Origin of the sequence: Bordetella tumbae (genome assembly GCF_965139195.1) — a bacterium.
GTDB lineage: Bacteria > Pseudomonadota > Gammaproteobacteria > Burkholderiales > Burkholderiaceae_B > Bordetella_A > Bordetella_A tumbae.
In genome coordinates this window covers 49,830-66,734 of the sequence record NZ_CBCSJH010000010.1, presented here as the reverse complement: position 1 = coordinate 66,734, position 16,905 = coordinate 49,830, and the positions used below count along the sequence as shown (strand labels likewise).

Annotated in this window: 15 protein-coding genes; 11 read left to right on the top strand and 4 right to left on the bottom strand. The window is 60.2% G+C overall.

From position 1 onward, the window contains the following. Positions 1–16: 16 nt before the first annotated feature. The 4 genes from ACNA0J_RS13375 to ACNA0J_RS13360 form a co-directional block, all read right to left on the bottom strand. Positions 17–952, bottom strand: coding sequence for a sulfurtransferase (locus ACNA0J_RS13375; protein WP_415819345.1), 936 nt, complete (start codon positions 950–952; stop codon positions 17–19). A gap of 201 nt (positions 953–1,153) precedes the next feature. Further along, a complete protein-coding gene (gene yghX, locus ACNA0J_RS13370; protein ID WP_415819344.1) occupies positions 1,154–2,041 on the bottom strand; it encodes a YghX family hydrolase in 888 nt (295 codons plus the stop codon). A 246-nt stretch (positions 2,042–2,287) separates the two neighbouring features. Next, on the bottom strand, positions 2,288–2,767 hold the full coding sequence (locus tag ACNA0J_RS13365; protein WP_415819343.1) for a MarR family winged helix-turn-helix transcriptional regulator: 480 nt from the start codon (positions 2,765–2,767) through the stop codon (positions 2,288–2,290). Continuing rightward, positions 2,764–2,964 carry a hypothetical protein gene (locus ACNA0J_RS13360; RefSeq protein ID WP_415819342.1) on the bottom strand — a complete coding sequence of 67 codons (201 nt, stop codon included), beginning with the start codon at positions 2,962–2,964 and terminating at the stop codon, positions 2,764–2,766. Before ACNA0J_RS13360 ends, ACNA0J_RS13365 begins: the two co-directional genes overlap by 4 nt. 116 nt (positions 2,965–3,080) lie before the next feature. Here ACNA0J_RS13360 and ACNA0J_RS13355 point away from each other — a divergent pair, with 116 nt between their 5' ends. From ACNA0J_RS13355 to ACNA0J_RS13305, 11 genes are all read left to right on the top strand, one after another. Beyond that, entirely contained in the window at positions 3,081–5,456 is a 2,376-nt protein-coding gene (locus ACNA0J_RS13355) for a thiamine pyrophosphate-dependent enzyme (RefSeq protein WP_415819341.1), read from the top strand. A gap of 80 nt (positions 5,457–5,536) precedes the next feature. Further along, positions 5,537–7,081 carry an indolepyruvate oxidoreductase subunit beta family protein gene (locus ACNA0J_RS13350; RefSeq protein WP_415819340.1) on the top strand — a complete coding sequence of 515 codons (1,545 nt, stop codon included), beginning with the start codon at positions 5,537–5,539 and terminating at the stop codon, positions 7,079–7,081. Positions 7,082–7,107: 26 nt separating this feature from the next. Further along, entirely contained in the window at positions 7,108–8,097 is a 990-nt protein-coding gene (locus ACNA0J_RS13345; RefSeq protein WP_415819339.1) for a PDR/VanB family oxidoreductase, read from the top strand. A 30-nt stretch (positions 8,098–8,127) separates the two neighbouring features. Further along, a complete protein-coding gene (locus ACNA0J_RS13340) occupies positions 8,128–9,453 on the top strand; it encodes an aromatic ring-hydroxylating dioxygenase subunit alpha (RefSeq protein WP_415819338.1) in 1,326 nt (441 codons plus the stop codon). Beyond that, complete coding sequence (locus ACNA0J_RS13335) at positions 9,450–9,956, top strand: aromatic-ring-hydroxylating dioxygenase subunit beta (RefSeq protein ID WP_415819337.1); 507 nt, start codon at positions 9,450–9,452, stop codon at positions 9,954–9,956. Before ACNA0J_RS13340 ends, ACNA0J_RS13335 begins: the two co-directional genes overlap by 4 nt. Positions 9,957–9,965: 9 nt before the next feature. Then, positions 9,966–11,600: an AMP-binding protein gene (locus ACNA0J_RS13330; protein WP_415819336.1), complete on the top strand. Its 1,635-nt coding sequence runs from the start codon at positions 9,966–9,968 to the stop codon at positions 11,598–11,600. Then, on the top strand, positions 11,597–12,772 hold the full coding sequence (locus ACNA0J_RS13325; protein ID WP_415819335.1) for a thiolase family protein: 1,176 nt from the start codon (positions 11,597–11,599) through the stop codon (positions 12,770–12,772). The genes ACNA0J_RS13330 and ACNA0J_RS13325 overlap by 4 nt, the downstream gene beginning before the upstream one ends. After that, the gene (locus ACNA0J_RS13320) at positions 12,769–14,010 is read left to right on the top strand and encodes an SDR family NAD(P)-dependent oxidoreductase (RefSeq protein ID WP_415819334.1); all 1,242 of its coding nucleotides are present in this window, start codon (positions 12,769–12,771) and stop codon (positions 14,008–14,010) included. Before ACNA0J_RS13325 ends, ACNA0J_RS13320 begins: the two co-directional genes overlap by 4 nt. 57 nt (positions 14,011–14,067) lie before the next feature. Continuing rightward, positions 14,068–14,883, top strand: coding sequence for a cyclase family protein (locus tag ACNA0J_RS13315; RefSeq protein ID WP_415819333.1), 816 nt, complete (start codon positions 14,068–14,070; stop codon positions 14,881–14,883). A gap of 46 nt (positions 14,884–14,929) precedes the next feature. Beyond that, the gene (locus ACNA0J_RS13310) at positions 14,930–15,661 is read left to right on the top strand and encodes an SDR family NAD(P)-dependent oxidoreductase (RefSeq protein ID WP_415819426.1); all 732 of its coding nucleotides are present in this window, start codon (positions 14,930–14,932) and stop codon (positions 15,659–15,661) included. Between the two features lie 91 nt (positions 15,662–15,752). Continuing rightward, a complete protein-coding gene (locus ACNA0J_RS13305; RefSeq protein ID WP_415819332.1) occupies positions 15,753–16,904 on the top strand; it encodes an ABC transporter substrate-binding protein in 1,152 nt (383 codons plus the stop codon). Position 16,905: the final 1 nt, after the last annotated feature.

Here is a 16,905-nt window from a genome sequence, read left to right as displayed (position 1 = left end):
ATTATTCGACTCGCGATCAGCCCGCCAAATCCTTCAGGCTCTTCCAGATCTGTTGACCTCTGCTAGGCACGTTGTCCATCGGCAAGGCCTCAGAGGATTGTGTCCAATCGGCCAGCGATGCCGGATAGAGCATCACGTTCTTTTGGCCAACCACCTCTGACAGAGCGAACCAATCTGTCGCTGCCCAGTGACCGGTATTGCAGAAAGAAATGGTCTCATCAGCGGGTTCGGGCAAAGACTGCGACGCAATCGTTTTTGCCTCGTCCGGCGAGACAAAGATCGACGTGCCAGGCTTGAACCATTTGCTGTGCTCGAGATTGAGCGCGTTGTGAATCGTGCCCGGGATCTTGGCGGTGGGTGCTTTGACCTCACCGCGGAAAAAGTTCGACGGACGGGCGTCGACCAAGTGCACCTTGGGGTTATCGATCTGGGCCAAGACCTGCTCTTGCGTCGCGATCAAGGATCGATTCAGCACCGGCGTATAGGTGCTGGCAGCGACCGTCGGCACGGCTTGGTCCTGAGGCAAGCCGGCGTCAGCCCAGGCCTTGACCCCACCGTTCAAGATCGACAGCTCGGACAAGCCCAGATATTTCAGTGTCCAATACACCCGCGCCGAGCTGCCGAAATCGGTGGCGTCTGAGCCCGAGGATACGACGACAGCATGGATGTTCTGATCCACACCCAGTTTGCGCACCAGGTCGGCGAGTTTTTCTACGGGCGGCAGCAGACCGGGATTGTCCGCCGGGCCACGCCATTGGCCATAGGGGGCCGACAAGGCGCCGGGGATATGGTTGGCGGCATAGTCCTGCGGCGGCCGGATATCGATGATGCGCACGGCGGGTTCGCTACGCACCGCGTTCAGTTCGGCCGGCGTCAGCAAGGGCTGCGCGGCGTACACGGCCGAGCCCGCCATCAGCGCCGCGGCGGAAAAGAGAAGGAGAAAACGCTTCATGGTGATACGTGCCCTGAAAGGAGTAAGCCCAGCGGCCATTCTTTCATTATTTATTTATATATAAAAATACATTTTAATCATCTTTATATATATGAAAGTAAGAATGGCCGGCGTTCCCCTTATTAAGGGACTAACGCCCGCGAAACGGCCGCCATCAGGATGGCAACGCCGCTCAAATCCGCGCAGAGCCGGATCTATTGATCAGGCCAGATAGCGTTGGAACCAGGCAATGGTGCGATCCCATGCCTGCTTGGCCGCAGCCTCGTCGTAGCGAGGAGTCGAGTCGTTGTGAAACCCGTGGTTGGTGCCGGGATAAATATAGGCTTCGTATTTTGTGCCCGCCGCCTTGAGCGCCGCCTCGTAGGCTGGCCACGTGCCGTTGACGTTGGGATCGGTCTCGGCAAAATGAAAGAGCAGCGGGGCCTTGATGCGCCCGACGTCCTCGGGCTTGGCCTGCCGGCCATAGAACGGGACGGCCGCGGCAAGCTCGGGATAAGCCACAGAAGCCGCGTTGGACACGCCGCCCCCGTAGCAGAATCCCGTAATGCCGACCTTGTCGGTGGTCAGATCGCTGGCACGCACATATTCGATCGCCGCAAAGAAATCGTTCATCAATTTCTGCGGATCGACTTTCTGCTGCAATTCGCGGCCCTTGTCGTCGTTGCCGGGATAGCCGCCGACCGAACTCAGCCCGTCCGGGGCCAGCGCGATGAAACCGGCCTTGGCCACACGACGCGCCACGTCCTCGATGTAAGGATTCAAGCCACGGTTTTCGTGCACGACGACGATGCCGGGGACCTTGCCCTGGGCAGCCTTTGGACGCACCAGATAGCCGCGTACCTGACCGTGCCCGTTCGGTGACGGATACTCAATGTATTCCGCCACGATATCGGGATCGGTGAACTGCACCTGCTGGGCCATCGCATAGTCGGGACTCAAGGACGCCAGGATCGTTGCGGCTGTCAGGCCGCCCACCGCGTATTTCGCCGCGCGATCGAGAAAATCGCGCCGGCTGATCCGGCCGTGCACATAACCGTCATAAAGCTCAAGCAGTTCAGGGGAAAAGTCGCGGGCGGTGAGGCGGCTCATGGCGGAGAATCTCCGAGGTAGTGACGCATTGACGGGAACACCCTACGCGAACCGTACGGCATTCTGATGACTAATCCCTTCTGTGCAATAAGAGGTGGATCCCCACGGGTCAAGGGCATCAAAGTGCCTAAAGGTGATATACGCGAAGTATTCACAAGCAACCGGGGGATTCACCATGAAGTTTACGCCCGTCGGAGCAGACATTGCAAAATCAGGGCGATAACATGAGCCCCCTATTCTGCGAACTCAAACAGCACCGTCCACTGCACCGTCGCTCTGATCCACTAAGGGCTCGTGCCAGTGCATCAAAGTCTTTAGCATTTCGACAAAAGACGCCGCGCGCGCTGGATCAAACGACGCCAGTATTTCACGTTGGTGGGCCATAGCCTGATCGCACAGACCGCCGATCAATCGCCGCCCCGCCGCAGTAATCCGAACCTGAGTTTGCCGGCGATCCGCGCGCACGCCGACGCGTTCTACCCAACCGTCGATTTCCATCCGCTGCACCACTTTGCTCAGCGTAGGCTGTTTGGTGATTGCCAGGCGAGCCAAGGTCCCGATGGTTTCGCCCGTGCCGCCCATCAAGCTCGCCAACACGCGCCACTCGGTCACTGAAAGCCCTGCCGCATTGACCTGCAAATGGAAGTCCGCCGAGATGCGATGGCTGGCCTGGGCCAATAAATAAGCCAGGTATTCGTCTACAAAACGCGTCGATGGCGGATTCATTCGGCCTCATCTTTACTTCGAAACCAGGCACGGTTCGCACCTGCACCAACATGGTTGTTGAATGCTGTGCCGCACCATACCGCGATGCCCTGTTTTAGCACGCCATGCACCAATTCGATACAGGGTAAACCTGGATATAAATCATCTTTCCTGGTCGTATACACCCTTGTTTTTAAGTGATATTTTGTCTTTTCCATGAAAAATCATGTTTTTTGTTGACAGTTATATAGTTGACTCCTAAAGTATTTATTCATGACGCAATCGCGGCAAAAAAACACGGGCTCTCGATAGCTCCGGATTCAGGGAAAACGGCATGGCTGAAAGATCTTTCAAGAAAGAAGTCCAGCAGTTGCGCATCGGCGCCGGCACGGAATTTCGCGGCGAAGGGATTCTGGCTGTGACCAAGGGCCTGTTGCAGGCCGGTGTGGGCTATGTGGGCGGCTATCAGGGTTCGCCGATTTCGCACTTGATGGATGTCCTGGCCGACGCAAACGAGATCCTGCAGGAGCTGGGCGTGCACTTCGAGGCGAGCGCCTCCGAGGCCACTGCCGCCGCGACGCTCGCCGCGTCAGTCATGTATCCGATTCGCGGGGCTGTCACCTGGAAATCCACCGTCGGCACGAACGTAGCCTCTGATGCGCTGGCCAATCTGGCCTCGGGCGGCGTCACGGGCGGGGCACTGGTCATCGTGGGAGAGGACTACGGCGAGGGCTCATCCATTATGCAAGAGCGCTCACATGCCTTTGCGATGAAATCGCAGATCTGGTTGCTGGACCCACGTCCCAATCTGGAGAGCATGGTCAAGGCGGTCGAAGACGGGTTCGAGCTATCCGAGGCCAGCAATACCCCTGTGATGCTGCAATTGCGCATCCGCGGCTGCCATGTCCATGGGCGATTTATTGCCAAGGACAACAAGCGTCCCACATACACGCTGGCCCAAGCGCTGGAGAGTCCGTCGCGCGATACCAATCGCATCGTGTTGCCGCCCGCCTCGTTTTTGCACGAGCAGGAAAAGATCAAAGACCGTTGGCCCGCCGCGGTGCGCTATATCCAGGAACACCAACTCAATGAATTCATGGACGACGGCGATCTGCAGGATATCGGATTGATCTTGCAAGGCGGGCTGTATAACGGTGTCATCCGCGGATTGCAGTTGTTGGGCCTGGCGGATCACTTTGGCAATAGCCGTATCCCCCTGTACGTCATGAACGTCACCTACCCGGTCATCGAGGACGAGGTGCAGCGTTTCTGTACGGGCAAGCGCGCCGTGTTGATGCTGGAAGAAGGCCAACCCGATTATCTGGAACAAAACCTGCACGCCATCCTGCGCAAGGCAGGCGTCGCCACGGCGCTGCACGGCAAGGATTTTCTGCCGATGGCCGGCGAGTACACGACACAGGTGCTGCGCGATGGCATACGCGGGTTCCTGGCGAAGTATCAACCCGAGGTGTTGCAGACGCATCCGGCAGTCGCGGCAGATGCGGGGCCCCTGTCGGCCGCACAGGCGAGTCAGGCACCCGCTGACGCTCGTCAGCAATCGCTGCGGAATCTGGTGCAGGAAACCGTGCTGGATTCACCGCAGCCGGCGGCAGTGAAGCAAGCATCAATCAGCCCACACACACCGGAAACAGGAGCCACTCAGTCCCGCGCGACAACGCAGACGCCCGACAGTACGGGTACCAAGGCGCTCCCTAAAGAACAACCCATCACGTTCCACAAACACGTCGCCGATCTGGCTCAGGTCGTACCGCCCCGCCCTGCGGGCTTTTGTACGGGCTGTCCGGAACGGCCGATTTTTTCCGCGCTGACGCTGGCGCAGGAAACGCTGGGACAACACCATATTTCCTGTGACATCGGCTGCCATCTATTCTCGATTTTGCCGCCGTTCAATCTCGGCGCGACGACGATGGGCTATGGCCTGGGAGCATCGAGCGCAGCCGCTTTTAATGTTCCAGCGGCAAAACGGCCGATCTCGATCATGGGCGATGGCGGTTTCTGGCATAACGGGCTCGCGTCCGGCATCGGCAATGCAGTATTCAACAAGTACGACGGCGTCATCGTCATCGTCGACAACTTTTATGCATCGGCGACAGGCGGTCAGGACATCTTGTCCTCGCGCGCACAGAATCCCGATCGCAGCACTAACAACCCTATCGATGCAGCCGTGCGCGGCGTAGGCGTCAAATGGGTACGCACGCTGGATCGCACCTACGACGTCGCCAAGGTCCGCGCCACGATCGAAGAAGCCCTGACCACCGACGAAAAAGGTCCGAAGGTCATCATCGCGCAGTCCGAGTGCATGCTGAATAAGCAGCGCCGCATCAAACCGCAGTTCAACCAGGCCGTCAAGGACGGCAAGCGCGTGGTGAAGGAACGTTTTGGCGTGGATCCCGATGTCTGCACGGGCGATCACGCGTGCATCCGCCTGTCGGGTTGCCCGTCGCTCAGCGTGAAAGACAGCGGTGATCCATTGAAAGAGGATCCGGTCGCGCATGTGGAAAGCAGCTGCGTCGGCTGCGGCAATTGCGGTGAGGTCGCTCACGCCGCCGTACTGTGTCCTTCGTTTTATCGCGCCGATATCGTGCATAACCCCACAAAATGGGATCTCACCGCGGCACGCGTGCGCGGCGCGGTGATCGGTTTCTTGCAAAAACGACGCGCCAGACGTCTGGCACAGACCGCCTGGTAGTACCGCAGTATCGGCAATGGGACTGTTGATCCCATCGCACCGAATGACGACCTGTATGGCTTTTCCATCTCGAGACTCGCATGCACACGAACGCTGTAACCGCCGCATCTCCGATCAAGATCGCCGTCCTCGCCATGGGCGGCCAAGGCGGAGGCGTGTTGGCTGATTGGATCGTGGATATGGCCGAACACGCAGGCTGGTGGGCGCAAACCACGTCCGTGCCGGGTGTCGCGCAACGTACCGGCGCCACGATTTACTATCTGGAACTCTTGCCCGAGTCTGCTGTGCAACAGGCGGGCCGCCAACCGGCGCTGGCTCTCATGCCTACGCCCGGCGATGTCGATCTGGTCGTGGCTGCGGAATTGATGGAAGGCGGTCGCGCCATTCAACGTGGCCTTGTCACCCCTGAACGTACGACCTTGATCTCCTCCTCGCATCGCAGTTTTGCGGTCAGCGAAAAATCCGCACCCGGTAATGGCATTGCCGATCCGAACAAGGTGCTCGATGCTGGGCGTGTCGCCGCACAGCGTTTTCTGTGTTTTGATTTGCAAGCCCTGGCGGATCAGGCCGACAGCGTCATCAGCGCCAGCCTGTTTGGCGCCGTGGCGGGCAGCGGCGCCCTGCCCTTTAGCCGCCAGGATTTCGAGGCCACGATCGAACGCGGCGGGCTCGGGGTCAAAGCCAGCTTGCGCGCGTTCGCGTTGGGCTATGAGGCCGCTGCGACGGCCCCTGCCGTGCCTGCCGCGATTGATCGTGAACGCGAAATGCCTGCAGTGCCCACGCGTGCCGCGACACCGGGCGCGCAGGCGCTGCTGGATCGCATCACGCGTGATTTTCCGAGTGTGGCGCAGCCACTGCTGGCAGCAGGGACGCAGCGTACTGCCGAATTTCAAGACATGGCGTATGCCCGCGAATACCTGGATCGCATGGCGGCACTACAGGCATTGGACGCGCAATATGGCGGTGCCGGTCACGACTGGGCATTGACCTGTGCGGCGGCGCGCTACCTCGCGGTGGCGATGGCGTACGACGACGTCATTCGCGTCGCCGACCTCAAGACGCGCGGCACCCGTTTTGACCGTGTACGTGCCGAGGTCGGCGCCAAACCGGATCAGTTGGTCTACACCACCGACTATATGCACCCTCGTGTCGAGGAAATCTGCGGCACGCTGCCGGTAGGCCTGGGCCGCTGGATCGAGCGCTCGCCGGGTCTGTCGGGATTTGTCAGCCGCCGCCTGGGTAAAGGACGCCGACTGAGCAGCGCCTCGTTGACAGGGTTCCTGATGCTCTATGGACTATCCGGCATGCGGCGCATTCGCCGCCGGACCTTGCGCCATCAGATCGAAACACAAGCCTTGCGCGAATGGCTGGATTTGATCACCGAGCTCGCGCCGCGCGATTACGCACTCGCCGTCGAGGTCGTGAACTGCCGACGGCTCGTCAAGGGCTACAGCGATACGCACTCACGCGGCACCAGCAAGTACGGCACATTGCTCGACACCGCCCGCCAGTTGGCAGGCCGCCCTGACGCCGCGCAAACGCTGCGCGGTCTGCGGGAAACCGCCCTGTCGCAAGTCGCCTGCGGCCCGCTGGAAAACCAAGCCAAACAGGCCATCGCCGCCTGAACCGCCACGATCGCTACGGAGACATCGTGCAGATTTTGAACCTCATCATTCGCGACATCCAGCAGGCCACGCCGCTGGTGCGCACTTTTGTCATGGAAAATGCGGACGGTGGCACGCTGCCGGCATTCGAGCCCGGCGCGCATTTGAAAGTCCAGATCCCGGGCCTGGCCGAACCTCGTTGTTATTCGCTGATCGCAACGTGCGCCGATACCGCGGCCTTTACCGCTCCTCATCAATATCGCTTGGGCGTTCGCCTGGACGAAGCCGGCGGTGGCGGATCACGCTACATGCATGGATTGCAAGTCGGGGACACGCTGACGGTGCAGGGACCGAAGAACGATTTCCCGCTGCATGCCTGCTCGCGCGAGGAATCGACAGACCGTCATCGCACCGTGCTCATTGCAGGCGGTATCGGCATCACCCCCATCGCATCGATGGCTGCAGCGCTGAAAAACACGGACCGCGAATTCGTCTTGCATTACTGCGGCCGCCACCGCGATCAGTTGGCCTTGGTCGACGAACTGCATACGTTGGCCGGCGAACACCTCGATGTACACGTGGACGACGATCCGCTGTCTGCGTTGAATCTCGACGCATTGCTGGATACCTACGCGCCACATCAACACCTGTATGTCTGCGGACCACAGGGCATGATCGACGCGGTCATTGCGGGAGCGCGTCAACGACAATGGCCCGACACACACATACATTTCGAGCTGTTCACAACGGCTGCACCGTTGGCTGGCGATCAGCCCTTTGAGGTCGAACTCAAGCAAAGCGGCCTGGTGCTGACCATTCCCGCTGACAAAACCATCGTCGAAATCATGGAAGCCGCAGGCTGCGATCCCATGTATGACTGCAAGCGCGGTGAATGCGGCGTCTGCCAGGCTACCGTCCTCGAGGGCACGCCCGATCACCGCGACTACTACCTGTCGGACGCAGAAAAAGCCGAAGGCAAACTGATCCAGATCTGCATCTCGCGCGCAAAATCCGCGCGCCTGGTGCTGGATCTGTGACGCAAGAGACATAAAAAAAGGGGAAACATCATGGGCCATTATCGCAACAACCCCGACGCCATCCGTGCCCTGGTGCGCGACACCGAGGTGCACAAAGACCTGTTCGTCGATCAGGAACTGTTCGAACTGGAAATGGAACAGCTGTATGCCCGCACCTGGGTCTATGTGGGCCATGACAGCCAGGTTCCGAACCCCGGTGATTTCATCACCACGACCGTGGGCGACGAACCGGTCGTCATGGTGCGCCATACCGATCGCAGGGTCCGCGTGTTGATCAATCGCTGTCCGCACAAAGGCACCATGGTCGCGGGCGACGCGTGCGGCAATACAGGTAAGTTTTTTCGCTGCCCCTATCACGCCTGGACGTTCAAAACCGATGGCAGCCCGTTGTCCATTCCGCTCAAAAAGGGCTACGAGAACACGGGGCTGGAACACTGCGAAGCCAGCAAGGGCATGGCCGCGGTCGCCAATGTCCGCAATCACCGGGGATTTGTATTCTGCCGCCTGAGCGACGAAGGCGAGGACTTCGAGACCTTTTTTGGCGAGGCCCTGTCTACGCTGGACAATATGGTGGATCGATCGCCCGAGGGCCGGCTCGAGGTCGCTGGCGGCGTATTTCGCTATATGCATCGCTGCAACTGGAAAATGCTGGTCGACAACCAGACCGACACCTGCCACCCCATGGTGGCGCATGAGTCCTCGGCCGGCACGGCCGTACGTGTCTGGGCACAGGCCCCCGAGGGCACGCCCAAGCCCATGGCGGTCGAACTCTATGCGCCGTTTATCTCACCGTACGAATTTTTCGAGGGCATGGGCATCCGTGTCTGGGAAAACGGACACGGGCACACCGGCGTCTCTGACTCGATTCACGCCTCGTATTCGGCGATTCCCGGCTATTGGGATGCGATGGTGGCCGCCTACGGCGAGGATCGCGCCAAGGCCATCCTGGGCGATGTGCGTCATAACACGGTGTATTTCCCCAACATCATGGTAAAGGGTCCCATTCAAACACTGCGTATTTTCAAGCCGCTGGCTGCGGATCGTACGCTGGTCGAGTCATGGACCTTCCGTCTGGTCGGAGCGCCCGATCTGTTGCTGGAGCGCACGCTGATGTATAACCGGCTGATCAATGCCCCTACCTCGGTCGTGGGCCACGACGACCTGGAAATGTACGAACGCGCCCAGGATGGCCTGCGTACACGTGCGCGCAGCTGGGTCAACGTAGGCCGCCTCTATGACCCTGCCGAGCACGGTCAAAAGAATGTCGTCACCAACGGCACCAACGAATGGCAGATGCGTAATCAGTATCGAGCCTGGGCACGCTATATGACCCAGGGCATGGAGGACGCGGCATGAACCCGCTAACGACCGCCGTGAGCGAACAGGATCTGCTCGACTTTGTCTATGCCGAGGCGAGGCTGTTGGATGAGCTGAAGTTCGAGCAATGGTTGGCGCTCTATGCCGACGATGCGTACTACTGGATGCCGCTTGCACATGATCAACAGGATCCTCGCCTGCATGCCTCATTGATGTACGAGGACAAACTGCTGCTGCAAGTGCGCGTCGAGCGTCTGACTGGGCAACGCACGTTCTCACAGCAACCTAAAAGCCGTTGTCACCATTTGCTGCAACAGCCCACGATCGAGCGCGATCATCCTGAGCACGCGCCCGACCAAGGACGCTATGTCGTGCGCGTGGCATTTCACTATGTCGAGACACGGCAGGATGCGCAGCAACTCTATGCGGGCTGGTCCACGCTGCACTTGGTCGAACACGAGGGTGCATTGCGCATCCGGCTGAAACGGGTGGACCTGGTCAATTGTGACGCCGCCTTTGGCAACATCCAGCTATTCATGTAAGGGGGCCACGTGAGCGCCACGGTTTACCAAGCGTTTGTAGACACAACACAGAAATGGCCATCCAACGCAATGCTGTGTGTGCTGGAGGAAACGGCCGGGATTTATGGCATCCCCGCCGGCGAAATCAGCTATCAGGATGCGGCAAACCGTATTGGGGCGCTGCGCGAGGCCTATCAACGGGCGGGTTATGGGCACGGCCACCGTGCGGGGCTGTTGTTGGAGAATCGGCCGGACTTCTTTCTGCACTGGTATGCGTTGAACGGCTTGGGGGTTTCTGTCGTTCCTATCAACGGGGATCTGCGCGCAGCGGAATTGGAATACCTCATCGGCCATAGCGAGATCGCCATCGCCATCGCGCTGCCCTCACGTCACCAAGAACTGCGCGCCGCGGCAGAGCGCGCAAATCATCCGTTGCAAGTCATCGCTGCTGATACCACGCCACCGCCTGCGCCATTCCGCGCCCCTGCGGCCGGGACGGCCCCCGGCATCATGACCGAGTGCGCCCTGCTCTACACGTCCGGCACCACCGGACGTCCCAAAGGCTGCATTCTGCCTAACCGCTATTTCCTGCATGCAGGCAACTGGTACGCCAACATCGGCGGGCTCGCGACGCTGCATGAAGGACGGGATCGCATGCTGACCCCACTGCCTCTGGTGCACATGAACGCCATGGCTTACTCGGCGATGGCGATGTTGTTGACGGGGGGATGCCTGATTACGCTGGACCGTTTTCATCCGCAGACCTGGTGGGAGAACGTTCGCGATTCGGGCGCAACGGTGTTGCATTATCTGGGCGTGATGCCCGCTATCTTGATGAAAGCGGCGCCAGCGCCGCAAGATCGCGATCACCAGATTCGTTTTGGTTTCGGCGCGGGTGTTGACCGGGCATTGCACGATCCTTTTGAAGCGCGCTTTGGTTTTCCATTGCTGGAGGCCTGGGCGATGACGGAGACCGGCGCGGGCGCCGTCATCATTGCGAATCACGAGCCGCGTCACACGGGTACAAATTGTTTTGGGGCAGCGGAGGACGACGTGCGGGTTCGCATTGTCGATGACGCGGGCCTGGACGTAGCCGACGGCAGCCCTGGCGAGTTGCTCGTGTGTCATACCGGCGAGGATCCGCGCTACGGTTTCTTTGCCGGCTATCTCAAGGACGAGGCCGCCACGGCGGCGGCATGGCAGGACGGTTGGTTCCATACCGGCGACCTGGTACGTCGCGAGCCCGATGGCAATATGCATTTCGTCGACCGCAAGAAAAACGTGATCCGCCGCAGTGGCGAGAACATCTCCGCGGTCGAAGTCGAAAGCGTGCTGGCACAACATCCCCTGATTAAAAGCGTCGCCGTGGCTGCTGTCCCGGACGCGGTGCGAGGCGACGAGGTCCTAGCCTGCGTCGTGCCGGTCACCATGCCTGCCGATGCCGGCGCGATGCGGGATGCAGCCAATGACATCGTCCGCTGGTGCCTGACGCAACTGGCCTATTACAAGGCGCCGGGGTTCGTGGCTTTTGTCGAGGCCTTGCCTCTGACCACCACCAACAAGATCCAACGCGGAGAGATGAAGGCCCTCGCGCCGACGCTGCCGGGCACCGCACGCTGCGTCGATACCTGCGCCATGAAAAAGCGCCAAGAGGTGCCCGCATGACCGCCCTGCGCCGCGGATACGAAGGTGTGGTCGCGGTTTGCCCCGTCACGATCCCGTATGCACGCTACAGCACGCATAGCGCTCATTGGTGGCTGGGTCGCGCATTGTATGAGCTGCTGCACGCATCGGGCCTGCAAAAATCCGATGTCGATGGCATGTGCGTCTCGAGCTTTACGCTGGCGCCGGATACTGCCGTCGGCCTGACTCAACATCTAGGCATGGCTCCGCGCTGGCTGGACCATATCCCCATGGGTGGGGCAAGCGGTGTCGTGGCCCTGCGCCGGGCGGCACGTGCCGTGCAAGCCGGCGATGCCGAGGTCGTCGCCTGCCTCGCGGGCGACACCAATCATGTGGACTCGTTTCGCAATACCGTCAGCCAGTTTTCACGCTTTGCCCAAGACGCGGTGTACCCCTATGGCGCCGGCGGGCCCAATGCCAGCTTTGCGCTGTTGACGGCACACTACATGGCGCAAACCGGCGCCACACGTGAGGATTTTGGCAAGCTGTGTGTCGCGCAGCGCGACAATGCACTGCGCTATCCCCATGCGCTGATGAAAAAGCCGCTGAGTCTGCAACAGTACATGGATGCACGTCTGATCACCGACCCAATCCATTTGTTTGATTGCGTCATGCCCTGCGCGGGGGCAGATGCGTTTCTGGTAATGAGTACCGATCGAGCAAAGGCGTTGGGCCTGACCGGTGTAAGGATTCTGTCTACCATCGAGCGCCACAACGCCTGGAGCGAGGACCCTATTCAGCAACGCGGCGGATGGACCATCGATGTGGACGAACTCTACGCACTGGCGGGTCGTGGGCCGCAGGATATGGACTTTATGCAAGCCTACGACGACTATCCCGTCATCAACCTGATGCAGATCGAAGATCTGGGATTTTGTGCCAAAGGCGATGCGCCGCAATTTGTGCGCGACAACACGTTCACGATAGACGGGACCTTTCCCTTTAATACCAACGGCGGCCAGCTCTCCGTCGGCCAGGCTGGCGCGGCAGGCGGTTATCTGGGATTGGTCGAAGCGCTGCGGCAACTGACGGGCACCGCAGGTGGCACGCAGGTCGCGCAGGTACAAACGGGACTGGTAAGTGGTTTCGGCATGATCAACTATGACCGCGGCCTATGCACGGCCGCCGCGGTCCTGGCCAGGAGCGAAGCATGACGCAGCCTCTGAACCCTCCGGCCAAGAAAAACCCTATCGCCAGAACTCGGCAGCCTACGCTGCCGCCGGGCCCCCGCAGCCGTTGCGCGCTCGGACTGACGCGTGCCGCCGCGTTGGGTCGATTCGAACTGCAAGTGTGTTCCGCCTGCGAGACCGTGCAGTATCCCCCTCGTGAAGTCTGCGGGGCATGCTTGTCGCATGAGTTAGCCTGGAAATCCGTCAATCCCGAAGGCGTATTGCTCGCGAGCACCACTTTGCACCACAGCAACGACCTGTATTTCCGCGAGCGCCTGCCGTGGAGAGTCGGCACCGTACGCATGGATGCAGGCCCTTCCGTAGTAGCACATGTGCATCAAGACTGCGCCGATGGCACACGCGTACGCCTGACGTTGCGCCTGGATCGCTCCGGCCAGGCCGTCATGATCGCTTTACCCGAAAAGGACACGCCGCATATGGCTGACGATCCCGTTCTGCGCGAGACCTCGTGCGACCCCAAGTTCCGGCGCGTGTTGATCACCGACGGTAAGTCGGCTGCTGGCCAGGCCCTGGCCACCGCCTTGCTGGATGCGGGAGCATCGACAATATTCCTCGGCGATCCGCAGCCCTGGCGTCCTGTCGACGCCTACACCGACCTGCTGAAGGACGACCGCATCCAGGCCGTCACGCTGGACATCACCGATACCGACTCGGTACAGCGTGCCGCCGCGTCACTGGGAGGCAAGGTCGAGATTCTGATCAATACCGCCGACATGGAGCGCGAAGGCGGTGTCATGACGACCCGCGACGTCAACGTCGCGCGGGATGCGCTGGATATCAATGTGCTGGGCCTGATGCGCTTGGCACAACATTTCGGGCCGGCACTATGCGGGCGCGCTGCCGACGGGACGCGCAATGCCGTGGCCTGGGTCAATATCCTGTCTATTTACGCCCAGATGAATCTGCCCGCACGCGGCATGTGGTCGGCATCCAAAGCTGCGGCATTGTCATTGTCGCAATGCTTGCGCGCCGAGATGCGGCCGTCCGGCATTCGCGTCATCAATGTATTCCCCGGGCCGCTGGATCATGAATGGGAACAACGCACACCGCCGCCTCGCGTCACGCCGCAGGCACTGGCGCAAGCGGTCGTCCGCAGTTTGAGACAAGGAACCGAGGACGTGTACGTGGGGGACGTCGCGCAGGAATTCTGCGAACGCCTGACGGAAAACCCCAAAGCCCTCGAGCGCGAGCTGGGCGCCTGAGGCTGTCATTACGGCACACGCGCTGCATTCCCCTATCGATTGATTGGAGCCTTGGTAATGGATACCCATGTATTGACCCAGTTCATGAGCGAATTGATGAGTGGCCGCATTCGCATCGTGGACCTGACCGAAACCCTGACGCCGGAATTCCCGACCATCGTGCTGCCGCCGGAATTCGGCCAGGCCTGGCCGTTCCGTCTGGAGGAAATCTCCCGCTATGACGAACGAGGTCCGGCTTGGTACTGGAATAATTTTTCCTGCTCCGAGCATACCGGCACGCACTTCGATGCGCCCGCGCATTGGGTGTCCGGCAAGGATCAACCCGATAATACCGTCGACACCATTCCGATCGAGGCGTTCATCGCCTCGGCGTGCGTCATCGATTGCTCGGAGCCTGCTCGCGACAATCCCGATTTTCTGCTGACGATAGATTATGTGCGCGAATGGGAGGCCACTCATGGTCGCATTCCCGCGCGCAGTTGGGTGCTGATGCGCACCGACTGGTCCAAGCGCGCCAAGCCCGTGGACTATCTGAATATGCGTGATGACGGTGCACACTCGCCCGGGCCCGACGCGGAAGTCGTGCCGTGGCTGATACGCGAACGCGACGTGCATGGCTTTGGCACGGAATCCGTTGGCACCGATGCAGGGCAGGCCCAGCATCTGGATCCGCCCTATCCCTGCCATTACTACATGCATGGAAACAACCGCTATGGCCTACAGTGCCTGACGAACCTGGATCAGTTGCCAGCCACCGGCGCAGTCATTTTTTCGGCGCCGCTGAAAATCCGCAAAGGCTCGGGTAGCCCATTGCGGGTATTGGCCCTTACCCCATCCGCGGCCGCACAGGCTACGCGGGATGCCACGCATTGACCTGCGGCAATTCGCACGAGACGATATACAGATCACAGGGAAAATCATGCAAAACACGGACTACGTCGCGTTGGTCACTGGCGGCAGCGCCGGGATAGGCGCCGAAATCTGCCGCAGCATGCTCGATGCCGGCTGGCGCGTCGTGTCGCTGGCGCGGCGCGATCCCGATTTCACGCACGAACGTTTGATCAGCGTGCAGGCGGATTTGCTGGATGCGAAAGCCACCGCCCAGGCTGCCGCGCAAATCGCGCAGGATTATCCCATCAGCCATATTGTGCATAACGCAGGCGTCATCTGGCCCAATCTGCTGCCCGACGTCACGCAAGAGCAATTGCACGGACTGACCCAATTGCATCTGGGCGCTGCCATCAGCCTGGTGCAGGCAGCCCTGCCTGGCATGCAGGAACGCAAGTTCGGCCGTATTGTGCTGATGTCCTCGCGCGGCGCGCTCGGGCTGCCTACGCGCACGGCGTACTCCGCCACCAAGGCCGGCATGATAGGCATGGCGCGCACGTGGTCGTTAGAGCTGGCCCCGCATGGCATCACGGTCAACGTCGTCGCCCCGGGCCCGATCAAAACGGACATGTTCCACGATGTCATTCCCGCCGGCAGCGAGCGCGAACAGCAGCTCGCGCGCGGCATCCCGGTACAACGCGTGGGCCTGCCGGATGATGTGGCCCGCGCGGTGATGTTTTTTGCAGATCCCGCCAATAGTTTCGTGACGGGCCAAACCTTGTATGTCTGCGGCGGCGCCAGTGTGAGTTCCATCACGATCTGACATCGCATTGCGCTCGTACCGCAGAGCAGTTCCGTCGTCGTCTTATTCCCTCATTGCAGCATTTGTTTCTCTCCCTCTCGGAGGATTTGCCATGCATTCAAAGACTGTCTCGCTGGCGGCCGCAGCCGTCCTGGCTACCTTTTGCGCCCTACCCGCCTGGGCACAAATGAAAGTGGGCGTTGTAACGTCCTCGACCGGCCCCACGGCGCTGGTGGGTATCCCGCAGAAGAACTCGGTACCGCTGTTGCCAAAAAAAATCGGCGATATCGACGTGCAGTACATTTCCCTGGATGATGCCAGCGATCCCACGGCGTCCGTCACGGCGTTCAAGAAACTGATTTCCGAGGAAAACGTGGACGCCATCATTGGCCCCTCAGGGTCGCCGAACGCGATGGGCGTGATTCAGTTTGTCGCCGAGGCTGGCGTTCCCATGTTGGCTCCGGTTGGCACCGCAGCGGTCGTGCTGCCGATGACGGACCAGAAAAAATGGGTGTTCAAGACCACGCAGAACGATGACATCATTGCACGCGCGTTGGTCGATCACATGGCCAAGACGGGCATCAAGACAGTCGGCTTCATCGGCCTGAACGATCCGTATGGCGAGAACTGGTACAAGGTTTTTTCCGGGCTGGCGACGGAAAAAGGCATCAAGATCATCGCCAACGAGCGATATATGCGCACCGACAGCTCGGTCACAGGCCAGTCGCTGAAACTGCTGTCGGCACGACCGGATGCCGTGTTGATCGCTGCTCCCGGCGCGGCGAGCGTCCTGCCAGAAGCCACGCTGTTCGATCAGGGTTACAAGGGCAAGTTTTATCAAACCCACGGCGCAGCACTGCCCGATTTCCTGAAATTGGGTGGCAAGAAAGTCGAGGGCACGATCCTGGCGGCAAGCTTGATGCTGGTATTGCCCGAGATCCCCGACAGCAATCCGTCCAAGAAAGTCGCCAGCGACTATATCGCCGCCTATGAAAAGCTGAACGGTTCCAGACCCGCCACTTTTGGAGCGAACGTCTACGACGCGGGGTTGCTGCTGGAGAAGGCCGTGCCGATCGCACAAAAGGCCGGTAAGCCAGGCACCAAGGAATTCCGCAGCGCATTGCGCGACGCCCTGGAGCAAACCAAAGAACTGATTGGTACCCAAGGCGTCTACAACATGAGTGCAGCCGACCATAGCGGGTTCGACGATCGTGGCCGCGAGTTGATCACCGTCAAAAATGGCCAATGGACGCTTGTGAAATGAT

Excerpts from the sequence above, each read along its gene's own strand:
- ACNA0J_RS13375 (WP_415819345.1), bottom strand. The coding sequence starts at position 952 with ATGAAGCGTTTTCTCCTTCTCTTTTCCGCCGCGGCGCTGATGGCGGGC.
- yghX (WP_415819344.1), bottom strand. The coding sequence starts at position 2,041 with ATGAGCCGCCTCACCGCCCGCGACTTTTCCCCTGAACTGCTTGAGCTT.
- ACNA0J_RS13365 (WP_415819343.1), bottom strand. The coding sequence starts at position 2,767 with ATGAATCCGCCATCGACGCGTTTTGTAGACGAATACCTGGCTTATTTA.
- ACNA0J_RS13360 (WP_415819342.1), bottom strand. The coding sequence starts at position 2,964 with ATGGAAAAGACAAAATATCACTTAAAAACAAGGGTGTATACGACCAGG.
- ACNA0J_RS13355 (WP_415819341.1), top strand. The coding sequence starts at position 3,081 with ATGGCTGAAAGATCTTTCAAGAAAGAAGTCCAGCAGTTGCGCATCGGC.
- ACNA0J_RS13350 (WP_415819340.1), top strand. The coding sequence starts at position 5,537 with ATGCACACGAACGCTGTAACCGCCGCATCTCCGATCAAGATCGCCGTC.
- ACNA0J_RS13340 (WP_415819338.1), top strand. The coding sequence starts at position 8,128 with ATGGGCCATTATCGCAACAACCCCGACGCCATCCGTGCCCTGGTGCGC.
- ACNA0J_RS13335 (WP_415819337.1), top strand. The coding sequence starts at position 9,450 with ATGAACCCGCTAACGACCGCCGTGAGCGAACAGGATCTGCTCGACTTT.
- ACNA0J_RS13325 (WP_415819335.1), top strand. The coding sequence starts at position 11,597 with ATGACCGCCCTGCGCCGCGGATACGAAGGTGTGGTCGCGGTTTGCCCC.
- ACNA0J_RS13320 (WP_415819334.1), top strand. The coding sequence starts at position 12,769 with ATGACGCAGCCTCTGAACCCTCCGGCCAAGAAAAACCCTATCGCCAGA.
- ACNA0J_RS13315 (WP_415819333.1), top strand. The coding sequence starts at position 14,068 with ATGGATACCCATGTATTGACCCAGTTCATGAGCGAATTGATGAGTGGC.
- ACNA0J_RS13310 (WP_415819426.1), top strand. The coding sequence starts at position 14,930 with ATGCAAAACACGGACTACGTCGCGTTGGTCACTGGCGGCAGCGCCGGG.
- ACNA0J_RS13305 (WP_415819332.1), top strand. The coding sequence starts at position 15,753 with ATGCATTCAAAGACTGTCTCGCTGGCGGCCGCAGCCGTCCTGGCTACC.